The 25881-nt window shown below is 68.7% G+C and carries 27 protein-coding genes and 1 pseudogene; 15 read left to right on the forward strand and 13 right to left on the reverse strand.

The genetic code is table 11. The features are described 5' to 3' along the window. Nucleotides 1-10: 10 nt before the first annotated feature. The 3 genes from pstS to ACYQ8K_RS01590 form a co-directional block, all read right to left on the reverse strand. Entirely contained in the window at nt 11-1132 is a 1122-nt protein-coding gene (gene pstS, locus ACYQ8K_RS01580) for a phosphate ABC transporter substrate-binding protein PstS (protein WP_459966817.1), read from the reverse strand. 165 nt (nt 1133-1297) lie between these two features. Then, the gene (mshD, locus tag ACYQ8K_RS01585; protein ID WP_459966635.1) at nt 1298-2230 is read right to left on the reverse strand and encodes a mycothiol synthase; all 933 of its coding nucleotides are present in this window, start codon (nt 2228-2230) and stop codon (nt 1298-1300) included. Then, entirely contained in the window at nt 2227-3000 is a 774-nt protein-coding gene (locus tag ACYQ8K_RS01590) for a winged helix-turn-helix transcriptional regulator (RefSeq protein WP_459966636.1), read from the reverse strand. Before ACYQ8K_RS01590 ends, mshD begins: the two co-directional genes overlap by 4 nt. Nucleotides 3001-3177: 177 nt before the next feature. Between ACYQ8K_RS01590 and lmeA the strand changes: the two genes are divergently transcribed. From lmeA to ACYQ8K_RS01635, 9 genes are all read left to right on the forward strand, one after another. Then, nucleotides 3178-3990: a mannan chain length control protein LmeA gene (lmeA, locus tag ACYQ8K_RS01595; RefSeq protein WP_459966819.1), complete on the forward strand. Its 813-nt coding sequence runs from the start codon at nt 3178-3180 to the stop codon at nt 3988-3990. A gap of 49 nt (nt 3991-4039) precedes the next feature. After that, a complete protein-coding gene (locus ACYQ8K_RS01600; RefSeq protein WP_459966637.1) occupies nt 4040-4459 on the forward strand; it encodes a thioredoxin family protein in 420 nt (139 codons plus the stop codon). Nucleotides 4460-4464: 5 nt separating this feature from the next. Continuing rightward, the gene (locus tag ACYQ8K_RS01605; protein WP_459966638.1) at nt 4465-4578 is read left to right on the forward strand and encodes a putative leader peptide; all 114 of its coding nucleotides are present in this window, start codon (nt 4465-4467) and stop codon (nt 4576-4578) included. 105 nt (nt 4579-4683) lie between these two features. Then, nucleotides 4684-5154 carry a DUF4395 domain-containing protein gene (locus tag ACYQ8K_RS01610; protein WP_459966640.1) on the forward strand — a complete coding sequence of 157 codons (471 nt, stop codon included), beginning with the start codon at nt 4684-4686 and terminating at the stop codon, nt 5152-5154. A 36-nt stretch (nt 5155-5190) separates the two neighbouring features. Next, nucleotides 5191-6024, forward strand: a complete 834-nt coding sequence (locus ACYQ8K_RS01615; protein ID WP_459966641.1) for a sulfurtransferase — start codon at nt 5191-5193, stop codon at nt 6022-6024. 1 nt (nt 6025) lies between these two features. Further along, nucleotides 6026-6328: a DUF1416 domain-containing protein gene (locus ACYQ8K_RS01620; protein ID WP_007777644.1), complete on the forward strand. Its 303-nt coding sequence runs from the start codon at nt 6026-6028 to the stop codon at nt 6326-6328. Between the two features lie 146 nt (nt 6329-6474). Next, on the forward strand, nt 6475-7131 hold the full coding sequence (locus ACYQ8K_RS01625) for a heme-binding beta-barrel domain-containing protein (RefSeq protein ID WP_459966642.1): 657 nt from the start codon (nt 6475-6477) through the stop codon (nt 7129-7131). Between the two features lie 92 nt (nt 7132-7223). Beyond that, nucleotides 7224-9599 (forward strand): hypothetical protein, encoded by a 2376-nt coding sequence (locus ACYQ8K_RS01630; RefSeq protein WP_459966644.1) that lies wholly within the window; start codon nt 7224-7226, stop codon nt 9597-9599. Between the two features lie 137 nt (nt 9600-9736). Beyond that, a complete protein-coding gene (locus tag ACYQ8K_RS01635) occupies nt 9737-11266 on the forward strand; it encodes a sensor domain-containing protein (protein WP_459966646.1) in 1530 nt (509 codons plus the stop codon). 242 nt (nt 11267-11508) lie between these two features. On the opposite strand, the gene ACYQ8K_RS01640 is transcribed toward ACYQ8K_RS01635, so the two are convergent. Next, on the reverse strand, nt 11509-12366 hold the full coding sequence (locus ACYQ8K_RS01640; protein ID WP_459966820.1) for an aminodeoxychorismate lyase: 858 nt from the start codon (nt 12364-12366) through the stop codon (nt 11509-11511). Between the two features lie 109 nt (nt 12367-12475). Between ACYQ8K_RS01640 and ygfZ the strand changes: the two genes are divergently transcribed. Further along, entirely contained in the window at nt 12476-13570 is a 1095-nt protein-coding gene (ygfZ, locus tag ACYQ8K_RS01645) for a CAF17-like 4Fe-4S cluster assembly/insertion protein YgfZ (protein WP_459966647.1), read from the forward strand. 146 nt (nt 13571-13716) lie between these two features. Further along, nucleotides 13717-13902, forward strand: coding sequence for a DUF3073 domain-containing protein (locus ACYQ8K_RS01650; protein ID WP_459966648.1), 186 nt, complete (start codon nt 13717-13719; stop codon nt 13900-13902). A gap of 66 nt (nt 13903-13968) precedes the next feature. On the opposite strand, the gene purM is transcribed toward ACYQ8K_RS01650, so the two are convergent. The 6 genes from purM to ACYQ8K_RS01680 form a co-directional block, all read right to left on the reverse strand. After that, complete coding sequence (gene purM / locus ACYQ8K_RS01655) at nt 13969-15063, reverse strand: phosphoribosylformylglycinamidine cyclo-ligase (RefSeq protein WP_459966650.1); 1095 nt, start codon at nt 15061-15063, stop codon at nt 13969-13971. Between the two features lie 71 nt (nt 15064-15134). Continuing rightward, nucleotides 15135-16661 (reverse strand): amidophosphoribosyltransferase, encoded by a 1527-nt coding sequence (gene purF / locus ACYQ8K_RS01660; RefSeq protein ID WP_459966651.1) that lies wholly within the window; start codon nt 16659-16661, stop codon nt 15135-15137. Between the two features lie 137 nt (nt 16662-16798). After that, the gene (locus ACYQ8K_RS01665; RefSeq protein WP_459966652.1) at nt 16799-17188 is read right to left on the reverse strand and encodes a sterol carrier family protein; all 390 of its coding nucleotides are present in this window, start codon (nt 17186-17188) and stop codon (nt 16799-16801) included. An 18-nt stretch (nt 17189-17206) separates the two neighbouring features. Beyond that, nucleotides 17207-17836, reverse strand: a complete 630-nt coding sequence (locus ACYQ8K_RS01670; RefSeq protein WP_459966653.1) for an Rv0804 family intramembrane glutamic endopeptidase — start codon at nt 17834-17836, stop codon at nt 17207-17209. A gap of 19 nt (nt 17837-17855) precedes the next feature. After that, nucleotides 17856-20153 carry a phosphoribosylformylglycinamidine synthase subunit PurL gene (gene purL, locus ACYQ8K_RS01675; RefSeq protein ID WP_459966654.1) on the reverse strand — a complete coding sequence of 766 codons (2298 nt, stop codon included), beginning with the start codon at nt 20151-20153 and terminating at the stop codon, nt 17856-17858. A 66-nt stretch (nt 20154-20219) separates the two neighbouring features. Beyond that, a complete protein-coding gene (locus ACYQ8K_RS01680; protein ID WP_459966655.1) occupies nt 20220-21008 on the reverse strand; it encodes a helix-turn-helix domain-containing protein in 789 nt (262 codons plus the stop codon). 124 nt (nt 21009-21132) lie between these two features. On the opposite strand from ACYQ8K_RS01680, the gene ACYQ8K_RS01685 reads away from it, so the two are divergent. Continuing rightward, nucleotides 21133-21528, forward strand: a complete 396-nt coding sequence (locus ACYQ8K_RS01685) for a nuclear transport factor 2 family protein (RefSeq protein ID WP_459966656.1) — start codon at nt 21133-21135, stop codon at nt 21526-21528. Nucleotides 21529-21535: 7 nt separating this feature from the next. On the opposite strand, the gene ACYQ8K_RS01690 is transcribed toward ACYQ8K_RS01685, so the two are convergent. Next, the gene (locus ACYQ8K_RS01690) at nt 21536-21883 is read right to left on the reverse strand and encodes a VOC family protein (RefSeq protein ID WP_459966657.1); all 348 of its coding nucleotides are present in this window, start codon (nt 21881-21883) and stop codon (nt 21536-21538) included. A gap of 14 nt (nt 21884-21897) precedes the next feature. Further along, nucleotides 21898-23205 (reverse strand): M18 family aminopeptidase, encoded by a 1308-nt coding sequence (locus ACYQ8K_RS01695; protein WP_459966822.1) that lies wholly within the window; start codon nt 23203-23205, stop codon nt 21898-21900. A gap of 1 nt (nt 23206) precedes the next feature. On the opposite strand from ACYQ8K_RS01695, the gene ACYQ8K_RS01700 reads away from it, so the two are divergent. The 3 genes and pseudogenes from ACYQ8K_RS01700 to ACYQ8K_RS01710 form a co-directional block, all read left to right on the forward strand. Then, nucleotides 23207-24259 carry a Dyp-type peroxidase gene (locus ACYQ8K_RS01700; protein ID WP_459966658.1) on the forward strand — a complete coding sequence of 351 codons (1053 nt, stop codon included), beginning with the start codon at nt 23207-23209 and terminating at the stop codon, nt 24257-24259. After that, on the forward strand, nt 24256-25053 hold the full coding sequence (locus tag ACYQ8K_RS01705) for a family 1 encapsulin nanocompartment shell protein (protein ID WP_459966659.1): 798 nt from the start codon (nt 24256-24258) through the stop codon (nt 25051-25053). Before ACYQ8K_RS01700 ends, ACYQ8K_RS01705 begins: the two co-directional genes overlap by 4 nt. Before the next feature lie 4 nt (nt 25054-25057). Next, nucleotides 25058-25465, forward strand: a pseudogene (locus tag ACYQ8K_RS01710) (cupin domain-containing protein); the annotation flags it as partial. Here the strand turns inward: ACYQ8K_RS01710 and ACYQ8K_RS01715 are convergent. Then, nucleotides 25459-25857 (reverse strand): VOC family protein, encoded by a 399-nt coding sequence (locus ACYQ8K_RS01715; protein ID WP_459966661.1) that lies wholly within the window; start codon nt 25855-25857, stop codon nt 25459-25461. The pseudogene ACYQ8K_RS01710 and the gene ACYQ8K_RS01715 sit on opposite strands and share 7 nt — an antisense overlap. Between the last annotated feature and the right edge of the window lie 24 nt (nt 25858-25881).

Consider the following 25881-nt stretch of genomic DNA (forward strand, 5'->3'; position numbering starts at 1 on the left):
ATTCACTTGGTCACTGCATCGCATTGATGGCCGTGATCAGTCGCTCCCTGACCTTATCGGGCAGCGGAACGTAGCCGGCCTTCGCGAGTTCGCCCTGCGCGCTCGTGGCGGATATGGAGAGAAACGATTTGACGGCCGCCGCGGTCTGCGCGTCGTAGCCCTTTGAGCACACGATCTCGTAGGTGACCAGCAGCAACGGGTAGACGCCCGGTTCCTCGGAGCCGTACATGGCATTGAGGTCGAGCACCAGGTCCTGGCCTTCGGCCAAAAATCGCGCCGCGTTGACGGCGTTCCCGGCCGTGTCGTTGGTCAGCGGAATCACGCCGCCGCGGGTGGCGATCTTGGCGTAGGGCACGCCGGCCTGGTCGGCGAAGCCCTTCTCGACGTACCCGATGGCGCCCGGGGTGGCCCGCACCGCCTGGATGACGCCGGCAGACTTCGCGGCGCCCTCGCCGACGCCGCCCTGAAATTCCGTGCCGACCCCTTTGGACCAGCTCTGCGGCGCGGCCGCGGTCAGATACTTCTGAACGTTGTCGGTGGTTCCCGACGAGTCGGTCCGGTAGATCGGCGTGATCTTGGTGTTGGGCAGCGGCGTGCCCGGATTCAGGGCGGCCAGGATCGGATCGTTCCAGCTGGTGATCCTGCCGGTGAAGATCTTGGCAAGCGCGTCGCTGTTGATCACCAGAGGCGGATTTCCGGGCAGGTTGTAGACGATCCCGATGGGGCCGAAGACCATCGGCAAGTCCCACGCCGGATTCCCGTCGCAGCGCTTGGCGGCGGGTCCGATCTGGTCGGCGACCAAGGGAGAGTCCGCGCCCGCGAAATCGACGTGTCCGGCGATGAACTGCTCACGGCCGGCGCCCGATCCGGTCGGGTTGTAGGACAGGCCCTTGCCCGGGCAGTACTGGCCCCACACCTGGTTGAACACCGTGACGGCGTTCTCTTGAGCGGTCGAGCCCTCCGCCGTCAGCTTGTCCTTGCCGCCGCAGCCCGCCGTTCCGGTGACGCCGGAGCTCGGCGCAGGGGCCCCGTGGGGGTTCTCGTCGCTGCCGCAGGCGGTGAGCGCTCCGGCACCCAGCGCCGTGACCAACGCCGCGGCGGCCAGCGCCCTGCCCTGCCTGTCGAGCCTCACCATCTCGCTTTCCTGACGCGTTCCGGACGCATGTGGGCGGCCGCCGGCCATCTCTCATGTGAGGTTGCCAAGCGCCGGCGGGAATATGCGCCGGCGCGGTCCACAGCAACATCTCGGTGGCCAACACCAGATTAACGATCGGGGTAGGTGCGGCTCGTACCCGCGTCAGTGCGCCGCGGGTACGACCGCGTACGCGGTGTCGACGCTGTAGGTGCTGAAGCCCAGCCGCTTATAGGTGCGCACCGCGGCGACGTTGTCCGACTCCACGTAGAGCATCACGGTGGGGTCGGGGGCGTCGGCCAGGCGCCGGCCCAACCAGTCGAGCCCGACGGCGGTCAACGCCTGCCCCAGGCCGCGGCCCTGGGCCGACGGGTCGACGCCCACCACGTACACCTCGCCCAGCCCGGGCCGATCTAGATGCACCTTCGTCCAGTGGAAACCCAGCAGCCTGCCCGCCTCGCTGCCCGAGTCGGCGAACGCGAGGAACAGCCCCGCCGGGTCGAACCACTGTTCGTTGCGGCGCTCCGCCAGCTCGACGTCCGTCCAGCCGCCCTGTTCGGGGTGGTAGGCGAACGCGGCGTTGTTGACCCGCAGCAGCTCGGCGTCGTCGGCGGTGCCCGCATAGGTGCGGATCGTGACCCCAGGCACCGACGGCACCGTGCCGGGCAGATCGCGCAGGGAGCGCCGCATCTGCATCAGCTCCCGCACCGGCGCCAGGCCCAGCGCCGACGCGGTCGCGCGGGCCGGCTCGAGGGTGCCATGCGCCCAGAAGCGGTTTCCCGCACCGGTTTTGGCCAATGCTGCGCGTGCCAGTGTGGACCCGATGCCGCGCCGGCGCGCCTGCGGGTGCACCACCAGTTCGGCCATCCCGGTCTCCCCTTCGCGCGCCGGGCTCAGGTTGAGGTAGCCGACGATCGCGTCGCCGGCCGGGGCGGGGTTCGTGATCAGCAGGTGCTCGGTCCGGTCGTGCCCGAGCTCGCGCAGCACCTGCTCGCCGACCGGTGCGACGCCATCGGATTCGGTTGCCGCACTGACAAGTTCGCGTACGCCGCGCTGCTCTTCGACGGTCAGCGTCCGGCGCCAGTCGGGCGCCGTCACTGCGTGTGCAACGGATCGACCAACGGATCTTGGGCGTCCTGCGATTCGGATTCGGGGTCGGCCTCGTCGGATTCGTCGGGCTCGGCGACCGGCGTGCGGCCCCGCGCCGGACGGACAGCCTTGTAACCGACGTTGCGGACCGTGCCGATCAGCGCTTCATACTCGGGACCGAGTTTGGCCCGCAGCCGGCGCACGTGCACGTCGACGGTGCGGGTGCCGCCGAAGAAGTCGTAGCCCCACACCTCGTGCAGCAGCTGCGCGCGGGTGAACACCCGCCCGGCATGCTGAGCCAGGTACTTCAGCAGCTCGAATTCTTTGTAGGTGAGATCCAGCGGGCGCCCCCGCAGGCGGGCGGTGTAGGTGCCTTCGTCGATCACCAATTCGCCCAAGCTGACCTTGCCGGCGCTCTCCTGGTCCGCGAGGCCGCCGCGACGGCCGATCACCAGCCGTAGTCGCGCGTCGACCTCGGCGGGGCCGGTCGTGGGTAGCAAAATCTCGTCCAGGCCCCAGTCCGAGCTCACGGCCACCAGCCCGCCCTCGCTCACCACCGCCAGCACCGGGACCGAACGGCCGGCGGTGCTCAGCAGGCGGCACAGGCCGCGCGCCGAGGACAGGTCGGTGCGCGCGTCGACGAGCACCGCATCCGCGGTCCCGGCCTCGAGCAACGAAGAGGGTTCCGGCGGCGCCGTCCGGACGGCGTGTGGAAGCAGGGACAGCGACGGCAGGACCGGGTCGGGATGAAGCTCCGAGGTCAGCAGTAGTAGCTCCAACTAGCCCCTCCAGCTCGGGGGAACGGCATCTCCCAATTTCACGACGTCGTTAAGCGTTAGTTACCAGGTCATCTAACGATAACGTGTCACCTGGTTTTTTCGCGTGGCAGACGAACCGGTGTGAGCGCCGCCACGACCGATCCGGCGGCGACCCGCTTTCCGGTGTTGGGCCACAATGTGCGGGTGCGCAAGGTGCTGATTGCTGTGACCGCGACGGCGATCCTGGTCGCGGTGATCGCACTCGGCGCGATCGGTTTCGACTACGGGACCAGCATCTATGCCGAATACCGGCTGTCGTCCAGCGTCCGTAACGCGGCCAGGCTGGGCAGCGACCCGTTCGTGGCGATCGTGGCGTTTCCCTTCCTTCCGCAGGCGATGCGCGGCAACTACAGCCAGGTGGAGATCAAGGCGAACGCCGTCGAGCACTCGATGACCGGCAAGGCCACGCTGGAGGCCACGATGTACTCGGTGGACCTGGCCCGGGCGTCATGGCTGATCAGCCCGGATGCGCAGCTCGCGGTGGGCAAGCTGGAGAGCCGCATCATCATCGACTCGACGCACCTGGGCCGGTTCATGGGCATCAGCGACCTGATGGTCGAGGCACCGCCCAAGGTGACCAACACCTCCACCGGCGGCGTGACCGCGTCGGGCATCTCGGACAGCCACGGGCTGGTGTTCACCGGCACACCCAAATCGGCGGGCTTCGATCGCCGGGTCAGCGTCTCGGTCGACCTGTCCATCGCCCCCGAAGACCCGGCGACGCTGGTGTTCACCCCGACCGGCGTGCTCACCGGCTCGGACACGGCCAACCAGACCGTGCCGGCGGACAAACAGGGCGCCGCGCTGCACGCCTTCAGCGCGAGACTGCCCAACCAGCGGCTGCCCTTCGGGGTCGCGCCGACCACCGAGGGCGCCCGGGGATCCGACGTCATCATCGAGGGCATCACCCATGGAGTAACCGTGACCCTCGATGGGTTTAAACAGTCATGACCCGCGCCAACGACGATGCAGAGCGAAGCGATGAGGAGGAGGGGCTCAGATGACCGCAGTCGTCGTGATCGTCGCGGTGCTGGCCGTGGCAACCCTGGCCGGGTGGTTGCTGACCCGGCGCTCCGGACGCATCCGTGAAGTCGGCGCCGAGCCGGATCGGGATACCGACGCCGATATCGCGGCGCTGGGGCTGTCCCGCAGCGGGCCGACCGTGGTGCACTTCAGCGCCCCGTGGTGCGGGCCCTGTGACCGGGTCCGCCGGGTCGTCGAGCAGGTCTGCGACGACCTGGGCGACGTGGCGCACGTCGAGGTCGACCTGGACGCCAATCCGGAGACCGCACGCCGGTATTCGGTGCTGTCCCTGCCCACCACGTTGATCTTCGACGTCGACGGCCGGCAGCGGTACCGCACGTCCGGGGTGCCCAGCAGCGCCGACCTGCGCTCCGCCCTGAAACCGCTGTTGGCTTGACCACCATGTCATTGGGTAAGCTGACCGACGTGTTAGCCCGCCTCGAGCCCACGCTCACCCAGCGTCGCGCAGTCGAACTGTGCCGCACTGCGGGCTGTTGTTGTTGCTGTTGCTGCTGAGTAGCCGCGCTTCCGCGTAGCACTCGGAGCGGCCCGGGTTCCAGACCGTGGCACGTCTCCATTCGTCGTTTCCGTCAGCAACAGAGGTATCGAGGAGTTTCTACCTTGCCAAGCAGCAACACCACCACGCAGCCCGACCTGGTCGACGTGCGTGGACCACGATTCGCAGCTTGGGTCACCACCGCAGTCCTGGTGATCGCGCTCGTCGTGTCCACGGCAAGTCCGCTGGCCGCCGCGGTGATCCTGGCCGCCCAGGCCGTCATCTTCGCCATCGGCGCGGCCCGCGGGCCGCGCAAGCACCCGTACGGCCGGATCTTCGCCACCTTCGTCGCCCCGCGGCTGGGTCCGGTGCAGGAGCGTGAACCGACCCCACCGCTGAAGTTCGCCCAACTCGTCGGCCTGATCTTCGCGGTGCTCGGAACCGCCGGATTCGCCAGCGGCGCCGTCCTGTTCGGCGTCATCGCCACCGCGGCCGCCCTGGCGGCCGCGTTTCTCAACGCGGCCTTCGGCATCTGCCTGGGCTGCCAGCTCTACCCGCTGGTGGCCCGCTTCCGACGCCCTGCGCGTCCCACCTGACCTGCTGTAACAAAAGCGATTGAAAGGATCCACCCCATGGCACGCTCCGACGTCCTGGTCTCGACCGACTGGGCTGAGAGCAATCTCGACGCCTCAGGCGTCGTCTTCGTCGAAGTCGACGAAGACACCAGCGCTTACGACGCCGGCCACATCCCCGGCGCGATCAAGCTGGACTGGCGCTCCGACCTGCAGGACCCGGTCAAACGCGACTTCGTCGACGCCCAGCAGTTCTCCAAACTGCTCAGCGAGCGGGGCATTTCCAACGACGACACCGTGATCCTCTACGGCGGCAACAACAACTGGTTCGCCGCCTACGCCTACTGGTACTTCAAGCTGTACGGCCACGACAAGGTCAAGCTGCTCGACGGCGGCCGCAAGAAATGGGAACTCGACGGCCGCGCGCTGTCCAGCGACCCCGTCAGCCGACCGGCGACGTCGTACACCGCCGCCGCGCCAGACAACAGTATCCGGGCGTTCCGCGACGACGTCATCGCCGCCATCAACGTCAAGAACCTGGTCGACGTGCGCTCCCCCGACGAGTTCTCCGGCAAGATCCTGGCGCCCGCGCACCTGCCACAGGAACAAAGCCAGCGGCCCGGCCACATCCCCGGCGCCATCAACGTGCCGTGGAGCAAGGCCGCGAACGAGGACGGCACCTTCAAGTCCGACGAGGAACTGGCCAAGCTCTACGCCGGCGCCGGCCTGGACGGCGACAAGGAGACGATCGCCTACTGCCGCATCGGCGAGCGGTCGTCGCACACCTGGTTCGTTCTCTATGAATTGCTCGGGCATCGGAATGTGAAGAACTACGACGGAAGTTGGACGGAATACGGCTCCCTGGTGGGTGCCCCGATCGAGTTGGGAAGCTGATATGTGCTCTGCACCGAAACAAGGACTGACGTTGCCCGCCAGCGTCGACCTGGAGAAGGAGACGGTGATCACCGGTCGCGTCGTGGACGGCGAGGGCCAGGCAGTGGGGGGCGCGTTCGTCCGCTTGCTGGACTCCTCGGACGAGTTCACCGCCGAGGTGGTGGCGTCGGCCACCGGTGACTTCCGGTTCTTCGCCGCACCGGGATCCTGGACCCTGCGCGCCCTGTCGAAGGCCGGCAACGGCGACGCCGTGGTGGCGCCGTCCGGCGCGGGCATCCACGAGGTCGACGTCAAGATCGCCTGACTCGCCAGCCGCCCCCGACGGCGGCGCCGCGGGACGAATAGACTTGTCCCCGTGGTGCTGTTCTTCGAGATCATGCTGGTTGTGGCGGTCGTGGTGATTTCATGGTTCGCCCTGTACACCCTCTATCGGCTCATCACTGACGAGTCGTGAGTGCCGACGAACCGCTGAGTTCCGCCGGTTCCGGCGACCGGGCGGTGGCCGCAGCCGCCGAGCGCGCCAAGCTGACCGCCGGCCGCAACATCCCGTCCTACGATGACCTGCCCCTGCCCGCCGACACCGCGAACCTGCGCGAGGGCGCCAACCTGAGCGATGACCTGCTGGCGCTGCTGCCGCTGGTGGGTGTGTGGCGCGGCGAAGGCGAAGGCCGTGGGCACGACGGCGATTACCGGTTCGGCCAACAGATCGTGGTCTCCCACGACGGCGGCGACTACCTGAACTGGGAAGCCCGATCCTGGCGGCTCAGCGAGACGGGCGACTACGAGGAACGCGGCCTACGCGAGACCGGTTTCTGGCGCTTTGTCCCCGACCCCGACGACCCCGGCGAATCCCACGCGATCGAACTGCTGCTGGCCCATTCGGCGGGCTACGTCGAACTGTTCTACGGCCGCCCGCTGACCCAGTCGTCGTGGGAGCTGGTCACCGACGCGCTGGCCCGCAGCAGATCGGGTGTGCTGGTCGGTGGCGCCAAACGCCTCTACGGCATCGTCGAGGGCGGCGACCTCGCCTACGTCGAGGAGCGGGTGGACGCCGACGGCGGCCTGGTGCCGCATCTCTCCGCGCGGCTGTCCCGCTTCGCGGGCTAGTCAACCGGCCCGCGGCCGGACTTTCTGCGTGTACTGTTCGACGTCCGAGCATCCGATGGTCGACGATATGCCCGGGAAGGGAGGTCGATCGGATGCGTCCCAAACGGTCAGCCCCGCCTGCGCTGCGGCACGCGGTGAGTGGCACCGGCCTGCTACTGATCCTGTATTTGGCCGTCCTGGATCTGCGGCCCTCGGTACTCGACGCGCTGCCGCCGTCGCTCGGGTGGTTCGGCCGGCCGGGATCGATGCCGACGCTGGCGATCGTGGTCACCGTGCTGATCGCGGCGTGCGTGCTGACCTTCCGATCCGACAGCAGCCATCGGGTGGTGGGGGTTTCGTTCACCGTGATCGCTGCGCTCGTCAGCATGGGCGCGGTCCTGGGCCTCACCTCGTACTGGGGATGTCACGACGCGAACCATCCGGCCTTCTTCACCCCGCTGATGGCGACGGCCAGCCTGGTCAAGGGTGGCACCGGCGACTTCTCGGTGAGCGGGCGAACCTGCCCCAACCCCACGCCGGTCGGGCTCGAGCTGGCCCGGATCGCGGCGCTGGCGGCGATTTTCACCGGCCTGGGCGGCGTGGTGGTCGGCGTGTTCCGGTCCCAGGTGGACCGGCTGCGCGCCAACCTGGCCGACTCTGTCACCGCCATCGTCGGTGTCGACGCCGACACGCAGTCGATGATCAGCGCGGTCGCCCGGACGCTGGACCGCCGCGGCACCCTGGTCGTCATCACCGGCGCCAGCGACGACCGGGTGGCACGGGCCCGCAGGCAGGGCGCCCGGGTGGTGCTGGTGGACTTCAACACGCCGTCCACGCTGGTTTCACTTCGGTTGTGGCGCAATCTTTCCCGGCTCTATCTGATGGCACCGGACCCGGCCGTCAACCTGATGTGGCTCGACCTGATCAGTCGTCGCCTCTCCGAGGTCGCCCACAAGCGGCGGCTGCCGCTGATCGTGCGCATGGACGACCCGTGGCTGGCCCAGGCGTGGCGCGCCCAGCAGTTCGGCGGCTCGGACACCCGCTGGGCCGCCGACGTCGTCGGCAAATACGAGGTGACCGCGGACAGACTCCTCGACGCCCTCAACGCGACGCACCGAACACAACGTGTGTTCGTCTGCGGCACTTCACAATTGACGCTGGCCCTGTGTGCGAATCTGACCCAGCGCGCGCTGGAGCGCGACTTCTACACCCCGCCCGACGCGGTGCCGTTGCCCGCGCTCACCCTGGTCGAGCGCGACGCCGAGGACTACCTGGCCGATCACGAGTTCTACCGGCAGCAGGCGGGATTCATGTCCGACGGGCCGGCCATCGACGCGGTGGCCGAGGCTCCGACCGTACCGACCATGCTGAAGTTGATCGGCGAGGCCGACCCGGCGACCTGCGCGGTGATCTTCGTGGACGCCCACGCCGCCACCACGGCGGCCCGGCTGGCCGCCCGGTTTCCCGAAATGCCCATCCACGCCTCGGATCTCAACACCAGCATCAGCGACGACTCGATCCAGGTCGTCGGCCGGCTGCAGTCCTACTCGCTGGTGCTCGACACCCAGGAGGGCCTGGTTCAGGACGCCTGGGAACGCGCGGCGAGGCTGATCCACGAGCGCTACGTCTCGACGATCGACCCGGCGGCGCCCCGGTCGGCCGCCGCGATGCCGTGGGCCGAGCTCAATGAGTTCTACCGCGGCTCCAACCGGCGTCAGGTGCGTAACGCGTTGTGGATGGTCGAACAGATCGCCGGACATAGCTGGAACACCTGGGGCAGCCCGCCGGCCCAGCTATCCGGGAGCGACATGGCGGGGTTGGCGCCGCTGGAACAGCTGGCACTGATGGGCTTCGACGATCACGCGGCGATGAACATGGCCCGCGCGGAGCATGAGGACTGGTGTCGCTACTACCGCCGCAACGGCTGGAAATACGGTGTGCCGCGCGATGATTCGCGCAAGATCCACGACAAATTGGTCGATTGGCCGACGGTCGAAGGCAACCCGGATCTGCTCAACGCCGCCGTTCGCAGTCTGGCCGGCACTCTGTGGAGCCTGCGGCAGCTGGGCTTTCGTTCCCGCCCGCTGTGGCAATCCTTCTGCCGGGTGGGGACGGTCGCCGCGGAGCAGCGCAGCGCCGGCTGGACGTGGACGTCGGATTCGGGCCACATCATGCGCGCGGCCCCGGGCGACTGGGCGATCACCGAAGACGGCAAGCTCTGGTCCGTGCGCGACGACATCTTCCGCGACACCTACGAGCCCGCCGGCGATGGGCGGTGGCGACGGAAGGGACGGGTGCAGGCCCGCCCGGCCGAGCCCGGCGAGACCATCAACACCCTGGAGGGCCCCACCACGGCCGCCGACGGGGACTGGGTGGTTCGTGGGCAAGGCGGCGAGCAATGGCCGGTGCCCGGAGCGGAATTCGCGCGCCGCTACGCCAAGGTCCACCCCTTTGAAGACGCCCGCGTTCTCGACGGCGGCACGGCCTAGTTGCGGCCGCTGACAACCCGACTGGCAGCGGATTTACGCCTTCTGATAGGGCCCAACACTGATACGGTATCGACGCATGTGAAATAGCCGCATCCGAGACTTTCGCCGTTCGCTCCGCCTCACCCAAGGAGACTTCGATGGCGCTGTTCATCAGCTACTCGAGCCAAGACCGGTCGACGGTCGACGCCCTGACGAACGCGTTGCGGCGCGGACAGCAGCAGGTGTGGTTCGATCAGGAGCTCGGCGGCGGCGATTCCTGGTGGAACAAGATCTTGGAGCAGATCCGCTCGTGCGACGTGTTCATCGTCGCGCTGTCGAACAATTGGCTGCAGTCCAAGCCCAGCCAAGCCGAGCTGCGCTATGCGAGGGCCCTCAACCGGCCGATCCTGCCCGTCCGCATCGGCGACGTCGACAGCATGCGCGTGAATCCCCTTGCCGCATTGCAGATCATCGACTACCGCGAGCCGACCGTCGACGCGGGCATCCAACTGGTCACCGCCGTGCACGCCCTGCAGAGCAAGCCGGTGCCGTTGCCGGACCCGCTGCCCGACGAGCCGCCGGTGCCGTTCGGCTACATCACCCGGCTGGGCAACATCCTCGCCGAAAAGGAGCTCAGCCCGCAGCAGCAGACCCAACTGCTGATCGAGCTGCGGTCGGGCTTCGACGAGGACGGCGACGACCCCAGCGCCCGCGGTGACATCGCCCAACTGCTGCGCATGCTGCGCCTGCGCCACGACGTCACCTACCGCACCCGAACCGAAATCGACAACGTGCTGGCCGAAATCGAGGCCAAGAACGGCGCGGCGGGAGGCCCGGCGGCCGCCGCCACGGCACAGGCGGCGACGACCGTCGCGAAAGGGCCGGCGCCGGCACCGGCACCGAAGGCGCCCGTGCCGCCCGCAGCGGGCGGCGGATCCAACAAGCGGCTGCTGATCATCGGTGGCGCCGCCGTCGCGGTGATCGCCGCGATCGCGATCGTCGTCATGTTGGCGACGCAGGGCGGCAAAGCCAAAACGCCCAAGGCCGGCCCGAACTCGGCACCCGGTGCCGGTGCGGAACCCGCCGCCGGTTCGGGGCCGACGGCCACGAATGGCTCGAACGGCTCGAAGCTGGACTCGTATCTGCTCGGCCCCGCCGAGATCGGCCCCATCATCGGCGACCAGAACCTGGTGGTCTCCGAGAAGGCCGCACAGCTGCGCAACCTGAGGGCCACGCTGTCCAACCCGAACTGCAAAGCCGCCTGGGAGCCCATCGAAAATACGGCCTATCAGGGAGCGGACGGCTACACCGCGGTCAGCGGGCAGGCCGTGCACACCGCCGGCGAGAACGCGCCGCACCGGGTGTACGAGGCCGTCGCGGCGTTCTCGTCGCCGGAGAAGGCCGCCGCGTTCGTGGCGGCGACGGCCGGCAAGTGGAGGGCGTGCGCCGGGCAGTCGATCACGATGAGCTTCAACGGCAAGTCGTCGGGGTGGACGTTCGGTGACGTCACCGGGGCCCCGCCGAAGGTTTACCAGCAGCGGACCGAAGCGGACGGCACCCGAGTGTGCCACCACGCGCTGCACGCGGCGTCCAGTGTGGTCGTCGACCTGTTGGTGTGCGGCCCGGACGCCGGCACCGGTCAGGCCGGCAAGCTCGCCGGGGAGATCGCCGCGAGGGCGAGCCAGTAACTGCCTGCAGACATGGAGCGGCCCCCGAGCCGTGTTCCTGGTTGGACAAAACCGGAAGCTCGGGGGCCGGGTGACTGCGGGGAATTCGCTAGCGCACTTGTGACGCCAGCTCTTCCGAGCAGGTGCTGCTAGCGCGCAGCCACCTCACATGTCCATGAAGCTAACAATTCGCGGACCACCTCCTTCCTTGTGTACGACCGACCGTACCGGCGAATCGGCCAGCCGACAACAGAATTCAGCGCTCAGCGATCGCTGACGATGGCGGCGTCGATCAGTTCGGCGAAGTCCGCCGCCATCGGTGACGGCTGCAGCGGACGACCGTCGAGGGTGTGCACGCGGGCGGCCAAGGTCATGCTGGAGATCAGCCAAACACCTTGGGCGGCATCCAGATCCGCGACGCGCAACGCCCGGTAGTCGCAGTCATATCCCTTGTCCCTGGCCACTTCGAACAGGGCCTGCTGGGTGGTGCCGCGCAAAATCGGATACCACGGCGGCGGGGTCAGCAGGCACGGCGTCTCGGACGCGGTGGCGATCACCACCGTCGAGCGGGGGCCTTCCAGGATGTAGCCGTCGGTGCTGACGAAAATCACGTCACCGGCGTCCTGGCGGGCGGCATGGCGCAGGGCCGCCATGTTGACCGCGTAGGACAGGGTCTTGGCGCCGGCCAGCAGCCACGGCATCGCATCGACACCGGTCGCGGGCAGCCCGCGCTCCAGCGTGATCGCCGCCAGCCCGCCACGCCGGACCGCCGTCACCCGCTCGGGAACGGCGTTGACCATGACGAAGGCCGTCGGCGCCGAACCGCCCTCGCGCCCGCGGCTGTAGATCAACCGCATCGCGCCCTCGTCGGCGCTGCCCGCGCACCACTGCCGGGTGGCCACCTCGATCGCGCTGCGCCACCGTGGCAGATCGGGCGCGGGCAGATCGGTCAGCGCGGCCGACTGAGTCAGCCGCTGCAGATGCGACTCGATCAGACAGGCCCGGCCGTCGCGGACCAACAGCGTCTCGAACACACCGTCGCCGCGGACGGCCGCCAGGTCGTCCGCGTGCAGCAGGGGCGCGTCGGGCGAATGCATTTCGCCGTCCAGCGTGACGATCACACCCTTCTGCCCGGCCATGATGGAGAAGCCTATCCAATGGCACCCGACCCGGGACCGCAAGCGGGGCGACGCCGGCGTGCACGCGCTCGCCAATCCGTAGAGTTGACTCGTGACCCGCGCTGTTCCCGCACCCGACACCGGACCCGACGCCGGCGCCGTCTGGCACTACGGCGACCCGCTCGGCGAGCAGCGCGCGGCCGACACCGAGGCGATACTCATCGACCGCTCGCATCGCGGCGTGCTCACCCTGACCGGAAACGACCGGCAGACCTGGTTGCACAGCATCTCGACGCAATTCGTCAGCGACCTGCCCGACGGCGCCAGCACGCAGAACCTCAGCCTCGACGGCCAGGGCCGCGTCGAGGATCACTGGATCCAGACCGAGCTGGCCGGCATCACCTACCTCGACACCGAGCCGTGGCGGGCCGAGCCGCTGCTGCAATACCTGCGCAAAATGGTGTTCTGGTCGGAGGTCACCCCGGCCGGCGCCGAGCTGGCCGTACTGTCGTTGCTCGGTCCGAAGCTGGCTGACAAGGCGGTCCTCGACGTGCTCGGGGTGGACGCGCTGCCCGCCGAGCTGACCGCGGTTGCCGTCGGCGACGGCTTCGTACGGCGGATGCCGGGCACGCCGGGCGGCCCGATCGAGCTCGACCTGCTGGTTCCGCGCGCCGCCGTCGATGACTGGCGAAATCGCCTGGTGCAGGCCGGGGTGCGACCCAGCGGCGTGTGGGCCTACGAAGCCCGCCGCGTCGCGGCGGTGCGACCCCGCCTCGGCGTCGACACCGATGACCGCACGATTCCGCACGAGGTCGGATGGATCGGCGGTCCCGGCGCCGGGGCCGTCCACCTGGACAAAGGCTGTTACCGCGGGCAGGAGACCGTCGCGCGGGTGCACAACCTGGGCAGGCCGCCCCGCATGCTGGTGCTGCTGCACCTCGACGGGTCGGTGGACCGGCCGTCGACCGCGGATCCGGTGCTCGCCGGCGGCCGCACGGTCGGCCGCCTCGGCACCGTCGTCGACCACGTGGATCTCGGGCCCATAGCGCTGGCGCTGCTGAAGCGCGGGCTACCCGCCGACACGGAACTGGCGACCGGACCGCAGGCCTCGGTGGCCGCGGTGATCGATGCCGATTCCCTGCCTGAAACCGAACAGATCGGCGCCGGACGGTTAGCTGTTGAACGGTTGCGGGGCGGTGCGGGATAATGAACGGTAACGTCCGCCACAGCAAGCAGGGGGCGCCAACGCCCGGTGGCGGGGCACGGTAAACTGTTGGTAGGACAATACGACACCAGGAGATCGGAGCCGCCTACTCGTTAGGCCGCTCCGTTATTGCGCGAGGGGGTTCCCCCATGGGCCGCGGCCGGGCTAAGGCAAAGCAGACCAAGGTTGCTCGAGAACTCAAATACAGTTCTCCGCAGACCGACTTCCAGCGGCTTCAGCAAGAGCTGTCCGGGACGGGTTCGGACGAGTCCAACGACCTGGACAGCGACGGATCCGACGAATCCTGGGACGACCAGGACAGCTGGCGGCGCTAGAGCCAACGCCCTGGCGCCGATGCGAGTGCACCGGCGCCGCGTTAGTTGTACCGGAGTCCGAGCTCCCTAGAATCGCGGGTGCTGACCCACCATCTTGGCCCGCGGGCCCTCTTTTCCGCCTTTGCCGACGGTCCCCAGCACCCAGCAGTCCAAATGCCGGGCGGTCAGGATGGCCAGCGCGCGGTCGGTGTCCTCGGGAGCCACGATGGCGATCATGCCGACGCCCATGTTGAACGTCTTCTCCATCTCCTCGCGCGTCACCCGGCCGCGCTGGGCGATCATGGCGAAGACCGGAGCGGGCGTCCAGGTGCCGCGGTCCATCTCGGCGACCAGCCCGTGCGGGATGACGCGCTGCAGGTTGCCAGCCAGCCCGCCGCCGGTGACGTGGCAGAAGGTGCGGACGTGGGTCTCGGCCGCGAGGGCCAGGCAGTCCTTGGCGTAGATGCGGGTGGGTTCGAGCAGCTCTTCGCCCAGGGTGCGGCCGAACTCCTCCACATAGCCCTCGAGGTTCATCCGGTCGATCTCGAGCAGCACGGTGCGCGCCAGCGAATACCCGTTGGAGTGCAGGCCGGACGAGCCCATCGCGATGATGACGTCGCCGGGTTTGACCCGGTCGGGCCCCAGCACGTCGTCGGCCTCGACGACACCGATGCCGGTGGCCGAGATGTCGTAGTGGTCCGGTTCCATCAGACCGGGGTGTTCGGCCGTCTCGCCGCCCAGCAGGGCGCAGCCGGCCCGCACACATCCCTCGGCGATGCCACTGACGATGGCGCTCAACCGTTCCGGCACCGTGCGGCCCACCGCGATGTAGTCCTGCAGGAACAGCGGTTCCGCGCCGCACACCACCAGGTCGTCGACCACCATCGCGACCAGGTCCAGCCCGACGGTGTCGTGCTTGTCCATCGCCTGGGCGACCGCCAACTTGGTGCCGACACCATCGGTGGACGCCGCGAGCAGCGGTTCGCGGTAGTCGCCGCGTAGCGCGAACAGGCCGGCGAATCCGCCCAGGCCGCCCCGAACCTCGGGTCGCGTGGCTTTTGTGGCCAGCGGCTTGAACAATTCAACGGCGCGATCGCCGGCTTCAATGTCCACCCCGGCCGACGCGTAGGTGATGCCCTGACTGCCGTGGTGGCGTCCGGGGCTCTTTCCGGGATCCGTCATCGCGATAAAGGCTACCGGGCGGCGCTGACGGCCGGTATCAAACGTCGGCGAAGGTGTGCAACCGGGTTCTTTCAGTGCACGACGGGCACTTCGTCGGCCGCGAGATCCTCGAGGCCGGCGCCGCGCGCGGCATTGGCGAGCATGTGCTCGATGACGTTCTTGCCCAACGCGGTTTCGCCGGGCAGTTCGATCGGATACTGGCCGTCGAAGCACGCGGTGCACAGTCGGGATGCCGGCTGTTCGGAGGCCGCGACCAGGCCGCGCAGCGAGATGTAGCCCAGCGAGTCGGCGCCGATGGCGTGCCGCACCGCCTCGAGCATCTCCTTCTTGTCTTCGACCGCGTTGGCGATCAGTTCGGCCGGCGACGGGAAGTCGATGCCGTAGAAGCAGGGCCATTTGACCGGGGGCGAGGCGATCCGGACGTGCACTTCGACGGCGCCGGCCTCGCGCAGCATCCGCAGCAGGGCGCGCTGGGTGTTACCGCGCACGATGGAGTCGTCGACGACGATCAGTCGCTTGCCGCGGATCACCTCGCGAAGCGGGTTGAGCTTCAGCCGGATACCGAGTTGGCGGATGGTCTGCGACGGCTGGATGAAAGTGCGCCCGACGTAGGCGTTCTTCATCAGGCCCTGGCCGTAGGGAATGCCCGACTCCTGCGCGTATCCGACCGCGGCGGGCGTGCCCGACTCGGGCACCCCGATCACCAGGTCGGCGTCGACGGGACGCTCCCGGGCCAGCCGGCGACCGATCTCCACCCGGGTGGCGTGGACGGACCGGCCGGCGATCGTGCTGTCCGGTCGCGCGAGGTAGACGTACTCGAAGACGCAGCCCTTCGGGGTGGGGTTGGCGAAGCGGGTGGAGCGGACGCCGTCGGCGTCGATCGCCAGGAGCTCTCCCGGCTCGATGTCACGCACGAACGACGCGCCGACGATGTCGAGCGCCGCCGTTTCGGAGGCCACCACCCAGCCGCGGTCCAGCCGTCCGAGCGAAAGCGGCCGCACCCCATGCGGATCGCGGCACGCGTACAGGGTGTTCTCGTCCATGAAGGTGAGGCAGAACGCGCCGCGCACGGTCGGCAGCAGGTCCAGCGCCGCCTGCTCCAGGGTGGCGTCGGCCGCGCCGTGGGCCAGCAGCGCGCCCAGGATGTCCGAGTCCGTGGTCGCGGGCGCCGGGGCGCGCTTGGCGATCAGGCCCTCGTCGCGCGCGCGGGCGGCGAGCTCGGCGGTGTTGACCAGGTTCCCGTTGTGTCCCAACGCAACCCCGGTGCCGGCCGCGGTATTGCGGAATACCGGCTGCGCGTTTTCCCAGGTCGTGTCGCCGGTCGTCGAGTAGCGACAGTGGCCGATGGCGACGTGGCCCTGCATGGCGCCCAGCGTCTGCTCGTCGAACACCTGGCTGACCAGGCCGAGGTCTTTGAAGACCAACACCTGGGACCCATCGGCGACGGCGATGCCGGCGGCTTCCTGACCGCGATGCTGCAGCGCATACAAGCCGTAATAGGTGAGTTTGGCGACGTCCTCGCCCGGGGCCCAGACCCCGAATACACCGCATTCTTCACGGGGTGCGCTGAAATCCTCTTCGGGCTCTTGGACGGTCACGATTAGGCAGCTCCCCGGGGAACGGTTGGTGACGTAACGGAGTCTACGGGCACCGAAGCCGCGTCGACGAATCCCCCGGGCGTGTTGAGCGACGAATTGCCCACCAAAATGCCTAAACCTGCAGTTCAGGGTTATGTTCAGCCCACATCGAACAGGGGCAGGCAGTGTCCAATCTCACCGGCCCGTGAACCGGAAAGCCGCAGCGCACCGGTGCTCTGGGCCTCGGCGAACGACGACATTCCGGTGGCCAGCAGCAGCCAGGTCCGCGGGTCGGTTTCCACCACATTGGGCGGCGTCCCCCGGGTGTGGGTGAGCCCGGCGACGCACTGCACGGCGACGAACGGCGGGATGCGCAGCTCCACGCTCCGCCCCGGCGCCACGGCGGCCAGGGTGCGGGCGGTCAGGCGCACGGCCGTCGCCAGGTCCTGCCGATCGGGCGCCGGCCGAGTTTCGTCGCGGAGCCAGTCCGCGACGGCCAGCACGGCCTGCCGGGTCTTCGCCGGATCGGCTTTGTCGCGCGGGGCCATACCCCAGGGTCTCAAAAGTCAGCGGTCCGACGCCCGCACGGCCAGCACGGCGATCGCCCCGGCTTCGTTGACGGCCAGGTGCGCGAGCATGGGTGCGGCCAGGCTGCCCGACCGGTCGGCCAGCCAACCGAAGAGCCAGCCCGCGATCCCGGTGACCAGCACGGTCGCGGTCGCCGGCTCACCCGTCGCGCGCGCATCGGCGATGTGCGACAGGCCAAAAGCGCCGGCCTGCAACAACCGTCCGCCGCGTGGCCCGAAAGCGGCGGACCCGACCCCGGCCAGCGCCCTGCGGAAGGCGGACTCCTCCGACCACACGGTGCCCACCGGTATTCGCAGCAGCAGCCAGTCCGGGGCCGTTGTCGGCGGCTCGCGGCCGGCCATCGAGCGGCGCACCGGCGGCAGCAGGGTGGTCGCTGCGACCGCGCAAGCCGTCGGCGACGCGACCAGCGACCCCAGCCGCAGGCCGGCCAGCAATCGGGGCGGGCACAGGCCCAGGGGCGCACGCGTTATCGACACCAGCAGGCCGCCCATGGCGGCCTGCGCCACCGGTCGCCACGAGGCCGGCAACCGGGGACTGACTAAGCTCCAGCCGACCAGCGCGGAGGCCAGAGACAACGCGCCAGCCTGACGGAAACGCCTGTCAGACATCAGGTTTCGCTGCGGGCACTCATCCGAAGAGCCGCGGCAGCACCGCCTCGGAGGTCTCGCGCAGTTCGGCCAGCGAGATCGTGAACAGTCCTTGCACCTCCACCGCGTCGGACGCGTGGTCGACCACGCCGATGCGCACCGCGGGCAGCCCCCGCGCCTCGCACATTGAGCGGAACCGGCTCTCCTCGGTGCGCGGCACCGCCACCAACACCCGCCCCGCCGACTCGGAGAACAACGTCACGAACGGATCGGCATCCTCGGGAAGCACGATGCGACAACCGGTTTCGCCGGCCAAGGCGGCTTCGACGATGGCCTGCGCCAGGCCGCCCTCGGACAGGTCGTGCGCCGCGGACACCAGGCCGTCGCGCGACGCCGAACGCAGCACCTCGGCAAGCAGCTTCTCGCGGGCCAGGTCGACCTTGGGCGGCAGCCCGCCGAGATGGTCGGCGGTCACCTGCGCCCAGATCGAACCGTCGAACTCGTCGCGGGTATCCCCGAGCAGCATCAGGGTTTCCCCGGGCTCGGTGCCCAGACCGGTGGGGATGCGCCGGCCGACGTCGTCGATTATGCCGAGCACCCCGACCACCGGGGTGGGCAGGATCGCCGTCGACCCCGTCTGGTTGTAGAAGCTGACGTTGCCGCCGGTCACCGGAATGCCCAGTGCCACACAGCCATCGGCGAGACCGCGTACCGCCTGCGAGAACTGCCACATCACTCCGGGGTCTTCGGGGGAACCGAAATTCAGGCAGTTGGTCACCGCGACCGGGGCCGCCCCGGTGACGGCGACGTTGCGGTAGGCCTCGGCCAGGGCGAGCTGGGCGCCGGTATACGGATCGAGCTTCGTGTAGCGGCCGGACGCGTCCGTCGACAAAGCGATGCCGCGGCCGGTGGATTCGTCGACCCGCAGCACGCCGCCGTCGGCGTGCTCGGCCAGCACGGTGTTGCCGCGCACGTACCGGTCGTACTGCTCGGTGATGAACGCGCGGCTGCACAGGTGCGGACTGCCCAGCAGCGCAAGCAAAGTCGCGCGCAGTTCGTCACCGGTTGCCGGCCGTGGCAACCGCGTCGAGCTGTCGGCGTTCAGCGCGTCCTGCGTGTCGGGGCGGGCGACCGGGCGCTGGTAGACCGGGCCTTCGTGAGCGACGGTGCGCGGCGGCACGTCGACGACCGTCTGGCCCTGCCAGGTGATCCGCAACCGGTCGCCGTCGGTGACCTCGCCGATCACCGTGGCCAGCACGTCCCACTTGCGGCACACCGCCATGAAGGCGTCGACGTTTTCCGGGGTGACGACGGCGCACATCCGCTCCTGCGACTCGCTGCACAGGATCTCCGCGGGCGTCATCTGGTTGGTGCGCAGCGGCACGGTCTCGAGCTGGATCGCCATCCCACCGTCGCCCGCTGACGCCAATTCCGAAGTGGCGCATGATAATCCGGCACCGCCCAGGTCCTGGATGCCGACCACGAGATGGCCGGCGTACAGCTCGAGGCAGCACTCGATGAGCACCTTCTCCATGAACGGGTCGCCGACCTGAACCGAGGGCAGCTTCTTGCGGGAGCCCTCACTGTCGAAGGTGTCCGACGCCAGCACCGACACCCCGCCGATGCCGTCCAGCCCGGTACGGGCACCGAACAGGATGATCTTGTTGCCGGTGCCCGAAGCGAAGGCCAGGTGCAGGTCCTCCTGGCGCAGCACACCGACGCACATGGCATTCACCAACGGGTTGCCGGCGTAGCACGCATCGAAGACGGTCTCGCCGCCGATGTTGGGCAGGCCCAACGAGTTGCCGTAGCCGCCGATCCCGCGCACCACGCCATCGACCACGCGACGGGTATCCGGCGCATCCGCGGCGCCGAACCGCAGCTGGTCCATCACCGCGACCGGCCGCGCGCCCATCGCCATGATGTCGCGGACGATCCCGCCGACTCCGGTGGCCGCACCCTGATAGGGCTCGACGTAGGACGGGTGGTTGTGCGACTCGACTTTGAAGGTGACCGCCCAGCCGTCGCCGATGTCGACGACGCCGGCGTTCTCGCCGATGCCGGCCAACATGCCGGCGCGCATCTCGTCGGTGGTGGTCTCGCCGAAGTAGCGCAGGTGCACCTTGGACGACTTGTAGGAGCAGTGCTCGCTCCACATCACCGAGTACATCGCCAGCTCGGTGTCGGTGGGGCGACGGCCGAGGATCTCGCGGATGCGCTGGTATTCGTCGTCTTTGAGGCCCAGCTCGGCGAAGGGCTGCGGTTCGTCGGGAGTGGTGGCGGCGTGCTCGACGGTGTCGATGGCCTGGGTGCGCGCACTCGTCCCGGAGACAGTCACGCCAGACAGTCTAGGGCTGGGCGCGGTGCTGGCGCCGAGATGGCCGACCCCCCGGCCAGGCGGGACCTATCCGCCGCGGAGCAGGTCCGCGCTTTCGGTGTCGGCGGGGTAGAACAATTCGACGGCCAGTTCGGACAGGGTGACGTCGAGTGGCGTCCCGAACGTCGTCAGCGTCGTGAACATCGACAGGCGTCGGCCCCCGCCGGCGTCGAGAACGAACGGAATCAGCAGCGACGCGCTGTCCGGGGTCCCGCGCCGCGCTTCGGCCGCGGCCGCGACCCCCGGATAGTCGCGTACCTCCTCATCGAGTGCCGCCAATCCCGGGTCGCTGGTGAGCGCCATGGTGCGCCGCAGCTGGTGCAGCAGATAACCCGCCCAGTCCGCAAAATTCAGCGTTCGCCCCGCCAGGCCGTCGGGGTGCAAGCACAACCGGTAGACGTTGGCCGGCGGCCCCAGCAGCTCCTCGGGTAGGCCGGCGGTCAGCGCGGAGGCCGCCGCGTTGGTCCCCACGATGTTCCAGCACCGGTCGATGACGATGCCCGGGTAGGGGTGGTGCGCGTCGAGCAGGCGCTGCACCGCGTCCCGAGCCGGGGCGAGCGCGGCATCCTCGAACGGACGCGATTGGTAGCGCGGCGCGAAACCGGCGGCGAGCAGCAGTGTGTTGCGTTCCCGCAGCGGGATATCAAGGCCGTCGGCCAGGGTGAGCACCATTTCCGGACTGGGGCGCGAGCGTCCCGTCTCGATGAAGCTCAGATGCCGCGCCGACACACCGACGCTCAGCGACAGATCGAGCTGGCTCACCCGTCGGCGCGTCCGCCATTCGCGCAACAACTCACCAACCGCCGCATGGCTCACCAGGCAACGGTAACCACGCGGGCGCATTCACTGCGATGACCTCGGAGGTAATTGCGCGGCCGCACAGCGCGCCGACACGCTTGCCCTACGCGCTCGATCGGAGCGCCCGATCCAAGGAGGAACCATGACGGACGTTCAATCCGCCCCGAAATTCAGCGCCGAGGTTTTCGCGGCATACTGGGCCGCACCCACCATGTCGCGCGGCTTCGACATCCTCGCCGAGGACATTGTGGGCTACTGGCCCGGCGATCCGGAGCCGGTTCGCGGCATCGAGCCCTACACGGCGAAGATCGCCGAAATACTGGCCGCTGCACCGGATTTGAAGCTCGAGGTGGTCGACAGCGCCACCGTGCCAGCCGCCGCCGAAGGCGAGGAGCTGGTGTTTTTGCACTACGTCGGCCGCGGCACCGGCCCGGACGGACCGTTCGAGATCCGCGGCATCGACCGGGTCCGCACCCGCGACGGGATCGTCGTGGAGAACGTGATCCGCTACGACCCGCTTTTCCTCGCCCAGGGCTGAGGGCGAGTTACTGCCCCACGACGCAGAACACGTTGCCCTCGGGGTCGGCCAGCACCACCCAGCGGAAGTTGTCGCCGAAGCTGTGCCGGCCGACCTCGCCGGCTCCGGCGGCCTTCAGCCGCGTCACCTCGCCGTCGACGTCGGCGGCGCTGAAGTCGAGGTGCACGCGGTTTTTCCCGGGAGTGGGGTCGGGCACCTTCTGGAATCCGAGTTTGGGTCCCTCCCCCAACGTCACCGCGGTGAACTCGTCGGCGAGCAACTCCTGCGTCGTACCACCGAACTGCTCGGCCCACCAACCGGCCAGACCCGCGGGGTCGTTGCAGTCGAATGTGACCATTTCTACGTTGAGCGTCATGGCCGGATCGTAGGTCAGCGGGGTGACAGAAAAGCCTGCATCGCGGCCGAGTAGGCGGCCACGTCGTGCGCGCCCATCAACTCCCGCGCGGAATGCATAGCCAGTTGAGCGGCGCCGACGTCGACGGTGGGGATGCCCGTGCGCGCCGAGGTCAACGGTCCGATCGTCGATCCGCACGGCAGGTCGGCCCGGTGTTCGTAGCGCTGCAACTCCACTCCGGCCTGCCGGCAGGCCAGCGCGAACGCCGCGGCGGTGCGGCCATCGGTGGCGTAGCGCAGATTCGGGTGCACCTTGAGCACCGGCCCGGCGTTGACCGCGATCGGGTGACCGGGCTCGTGTCGCTCCGGGTAGTTGGGGTGGGTGGCGTGCGCCATGTCCGCCGAGGCCAACAGCGAGGCCGGCAGCCGGCGCAGGTAATCCTCGCGGCTACCCCCGGCCGCCAGCACGATTCGCTCCAGCACGGTGCCCAGCAGGTCGGATTGCGCGCCGTGATCCGACGACGAGCCGACCTCCTCATGATCGAAAATCACCAACACGGGCAGGTGAGCCCCGGCCCGTTCCACGGCCAGCAGCGCCTCCAGCCCCGCGTAGCAACTGGCCTGGTTGTCCAGCCGGGGCGCGCTCAGCAGGCTGGCGTCGGCGCCGATCACCGCGGCGGGAGTCAGGTCGTGAGTCATCAGATCGGCCGCAAGCACGTCGGTTGCCGCCACGTCGGCACGCTCCGCAACGTAATCGACGAATGACCGCGGCGTGTCCCCGACACCCCACACCGCGTTGACGTGCCGCTGCGGGTCCAGCGTCAGGGACTTACGGTCCTCTGCCAGATGGATCGCCAGCTGCGGGACTCGAAGGATCGGCTCGTCGATGCGCACCAGCCGGTGCGCGATCCCGCCGGCTTCGTCGTCCGCCCGCACCGACAGGCGACCACTGACGCCCAGATCGCGGTCCAGCCACGAGTTGAGCCACGCGCCCCCATAGGGTTCCAGCGCCACCACCCGCCAGCCGGCGACCACCCGGTCGGGATGCTGCTTGACCCGGAGGTTGGGACTGTCGGTGTGCGCTCCCACGATTCGGAACGGCCCGTCGGCGCCGTCGGAATTCCAGGCGACCAGCGAGCCCGCCCGCACGGTGAAGTAGCGCCCGGGCTCGGACGGCCAGTGTTTAGCCTCGCTCAGTTCGGTGTATCCGGCAGCGATCAGCCGAGCGGCCACCGTGGCGCACACGTGAAATGGCGACGGAGAGGCGTCGATGAAATCGCAGAGTCCTTGCGCGCTCGCTGAGGACTTCGCCTGGTTTCGAGGCCCGCCGGACATGTTGAACATCATGGCTGTCCGTCGTTGCGCGGTTCACGTTAGGGTCGACCACGTGCCTCCCGTCCAGCCGCAACCCATCCTTGCGCCGCTGACCCCCGCGGCGATCTTTTTGGTGGTGACCATCGACGACGGCGGCGAGACGGCAGTGCACGACGCGCTGCCCGACATCCCCGGGCTGGTGCGCGCCATCGGTTTCCGCGAACCGCAGAAGCGATTGTCGGCGATCGCCTCGATCGGCTCCGACGCCTGGGATCGCCTGTTCTCCGGACCGCGGCCCGCCGAACTGCATCGGTTTCCCGAGCTGCACGGGCCGCGGCACACCGCTCCCGCCACACCCGGCGATCTGTTGTTCCACATCAGGGCCGAGAGCCTGGACGTCTGCTTCGAGCTGGCCGACCGGATCCTCAAATCGATGGCCGGTGCGGTCACCGTGGTCGACGAGGTGCACGGTTTCCGCTACTTCGACAACCGCGACTTGCTCGGATTCGTTGACGGCACCGAGAACCCGGACGGCGCACTCGCCACCAGCGCCACCGCGGTCGGCGACGAGGACCCCGACTTCGCCGGCTCTTGCTATGTGCACGTGCAGAAGTACCTGCACGACATGTCGTCGTGGAATTCGATCCCGGTCACCGAGCAGGAGCGCGTGATCGGCCGCACCAAGCTCGATGACATCGAGCTCGACGACGACGTCAAGCCGAGCAACGCGCACATCGCCCTCAACGTGATCACCGACGACGACGGCACCGAACTGAAGATCGTGCGGCACAACATGCCGTTCGGCGAGCTGGGCAAGAGCGAATACGGCACGTACTTCATCGGCTATTCGCGCACGCCGCAAGTCACCGAACGGATGCTGCGCAACATGTTCCTCGGCGACCCGCCGGGCAACACCGACCGCATCCTGGACTTCTCCACGGCCGTCACCGGCGGACTGTTCTTCTCCCCCACCCTCGACTTTCTCGACGATCCACCGCCGCTGCCCGCAGCGCCGGTGGCGGAAACGCCTGTTACACAGAACGGCTCACTTTCGATCGGCAGCCTGAAAGGACCCACGTCATGAACAACCTCTACCGCGACCTGGCACCGGTCACCGAAGCAGCTTGGGAAGAAATCGAATTGGAGGCCACCCGCACCTTCAAACGCCACATCGCCGGGCGCCGGGTGGTCGACGTCAGCGAGCCGGGCGGGCCGGTCACCGCCGCGGTGAGCACCGGTCGGCTGGCAAGCGTGGCCGCCCCCACCGAGGGTGTTGAGGCCCACCTACGGGAAAGCAAACCCCTTGTCCGACTGCGGGTTCCGTTCACGCTGTCGCGCTACGAGATCGACAACGTCGAGCGCGGAGCCAACGACTCCGACTGGGACCCGGTCAAGGAGGCCGCCAAGAAGCTGGCGTTCGTGGAAGACCGGGCCATATTCGAGGGCTACGCCGCGGCGTCCATCGAGGGCATCCGCTCCGCCAGTTCGAACAAGTCGCTGACCCTGCCGGCGGATCCGCGCGAGATTCCCGACGTCATCACCCAGGCGATCTCCAAACTCCGGCTGGCCGGCGTCGACGGACCCTACTCGGTGCTGCTGTCCGCCGACGTCTACACGAAGGTCAGCGAAACGACCGAGCACGGCTATCCGATCCTCGAGCACATCGACCGGCTGGTCCCCGGGGACATCATCTGGGCGCCGGCCATCGACGGCGCCTTCGTGCTGACCACCCGCGGCGGCGACTTCGATCTGCAATTAGGGCACGACGTGTCGATCGGGTACACCAGTCATGACGCGGACAACGTGCAGCTCTATCTTCAGGAGACGCTGACCTTCCTGTGCTACACGGCCGAGGCATCCGTCCCGCTCAGCCCGTAGGAATAACCGGGTACGCCACATCAAGGCATCGGAAATCAGCTCCGACACAGCACAATCGGAGGGATTGCGGCGCTTCGCCGCCCTGTCCGGCAGCTCGGTCGGCGCGGAGAAGCTCTGGATGGGCGAGACGCACGCGGCGCCGCAATCGGCTTCGGACAACCACCATCACGGTGACTCCGAGACCGCCATCTATATACGAAGCGGCAACCCGGAATTCGTCTTCCATGACGGCACCGGAGAGGTCCGCATCGCCGCCGCGCCCGGCGATTACGTCTTCATCCCGCCGTATCTGCCGCACCGGGAGGAAAACCCGGATCCACACACCACCGCCGAGGTGGTGATCGCGCGCAGCAGCCAGGAGGCCATCGTGATCAATCTGCCGGCCCTCTACCCGCTGGCCGACCCTCAGTAGACGGCGATCTCGATCAGGTTGCCGTCGACGTCACGGCAGTAGTGCGAGGTCATCTCGCCCAGCGCCCCGGTCTTGGTGACGGGTCCTGCGATCACGTCCACGCCACACGCGGCGAGGTGGGCGCGGACGTCATCCGGGCTGGCGCGGGTGATGAAGCACAGGTCCGCGGAGCCGGCAGCCTCGATCGCCCCGGTGAACCAGTCGGGATCGTCGGCCGACGCACCGACCGGTCGCAGGTTGATCTTCTGATCCCCGAAGCGCAGCGCCGTTCGCCCCGACGGCCCGAACGTCTCGCGCCGCATGCCCAGCACCCGCTCGTACCACCCGGCGGTGGCCTCGACGTCGCGGCAATTCAGGACGACGTGGTCGAACCGTTCCACGGTGAGTGCCACCTTCGGTCCTCCTCACCCACGCAA

It is taken from the genome of Mycobacterium sp. MUNTM1, from assembly GCF_054660795.1.

Bases quoted from the DNA above. Each gene is read 5' to 3' on its own strand.
- ACYQ8K_RS01600 (WP_459966637.1), top strand. From the start codon at position 4,040: ATGACCGCAGTCGTCGTGATCGTCGCGGTGCTGGCCGTGGCAACCCTG.
- ACYQ8K_RS01605 (WP_459966638.1), top strand. From the start codon at position 4,465: ATGTCATTGGGTAAGCTGACCGACGTGTTAGCCCGCCTCGAGCCCACG.
- ACYQ8K_RS01615 (WP_459966641.1), top strand. From the start codon at position 5,191: ATGGCACGCTCCGACGTCCTGGTCTCGACCGACTGGGCTGAGAGCAAT.
- ACYQ8K_RS01620 (WP_007777644.1), top strand. From the start codon at position 6,026: ATGTGCTCTGCACCGAAACAAGGACTGACGTTGCCCGCCAGCGTCGAC.
- ACYQ8K_RS01630 (WP_459966644.1), top strand. From the start codon at position 7,224: ATGCGTCCCAAACGGTCAGCCCCGCCTGCGCTGCGGCACGCGGTGAGT.
- ACYQ8K_RS01635 (WP_459966646.1), top strand. From the start codon at position 9,737: ATGGCGCTGTTCATCAGCTACTCGAGCCAAGACCGGTCGACGGTCGAC.
- ACYQ8K_RS01650 (WP_459966648.1), top strand. From the start codon at position 13,717: ATGGGCCGCGGCCGGGCTAAGGCAAAGCAGACCAAGGTTGCTCGAGAA.
- purM (WP_459966650.1), bottom strand. From the start codon at position 15,063: ATGACGGATCCCGGAAAGAGCCCCGGACGCCACCACGGCAGTCAGGGC.
- ACYQ8K_RS01665 (WP_459966652.1), bottom strand. From the start codon at position 17,188: ATGGCCCCGCGCGACAAAGCCGATCCGGCGAAGACCCGGCAGGCCGTG.
- ACYQ8K_RS01670 (WP_459966653.1), bottom strand. From the start codon at position 17,836: ATGTCTGACAGGCGTTTCCGTCAGGCTGGCGCGTTGTCTCTGGCCTCC.
- ACYQ8K_RS01685 (WP_459966656.1), top strand. From the start codon at position 21,133: ATGACGGACGTTCAATCCGCCCCGAAATTCAGCGCCGAGGTTTTCGCG.
- ACYQ8K_RS01690 (WP_459966657.1), bottom strand. From the start codon at position 21,883: ATGACGCTCAACGTAGAAATGGTCACATTCGACTGCAACGACCCCGCG.
- ACYQ8K_RS01695 (WP_459966822.1), bottom strand. From the start codon at position 23,205: ATGTTCAACATGTCCGGCGGGCCTCGAAACCAGGCGAAGTCCTCAGCG.
- ACYQ8K_RS01700 (WP_459966658.1), top strand. From the start codon at position 23,207: ATGGCTGTCCGTCGTTGCGCGGTTCACGTTAGGGTCGACCACGTGCCT.
- ACYQ8K_RS01705 (WP_459966659.1), top strand. From the start codon at position 24,256: ATGAACAACCTCTACCGCGACCTGGCACCGGTCACCGAAGCAGCTTGG.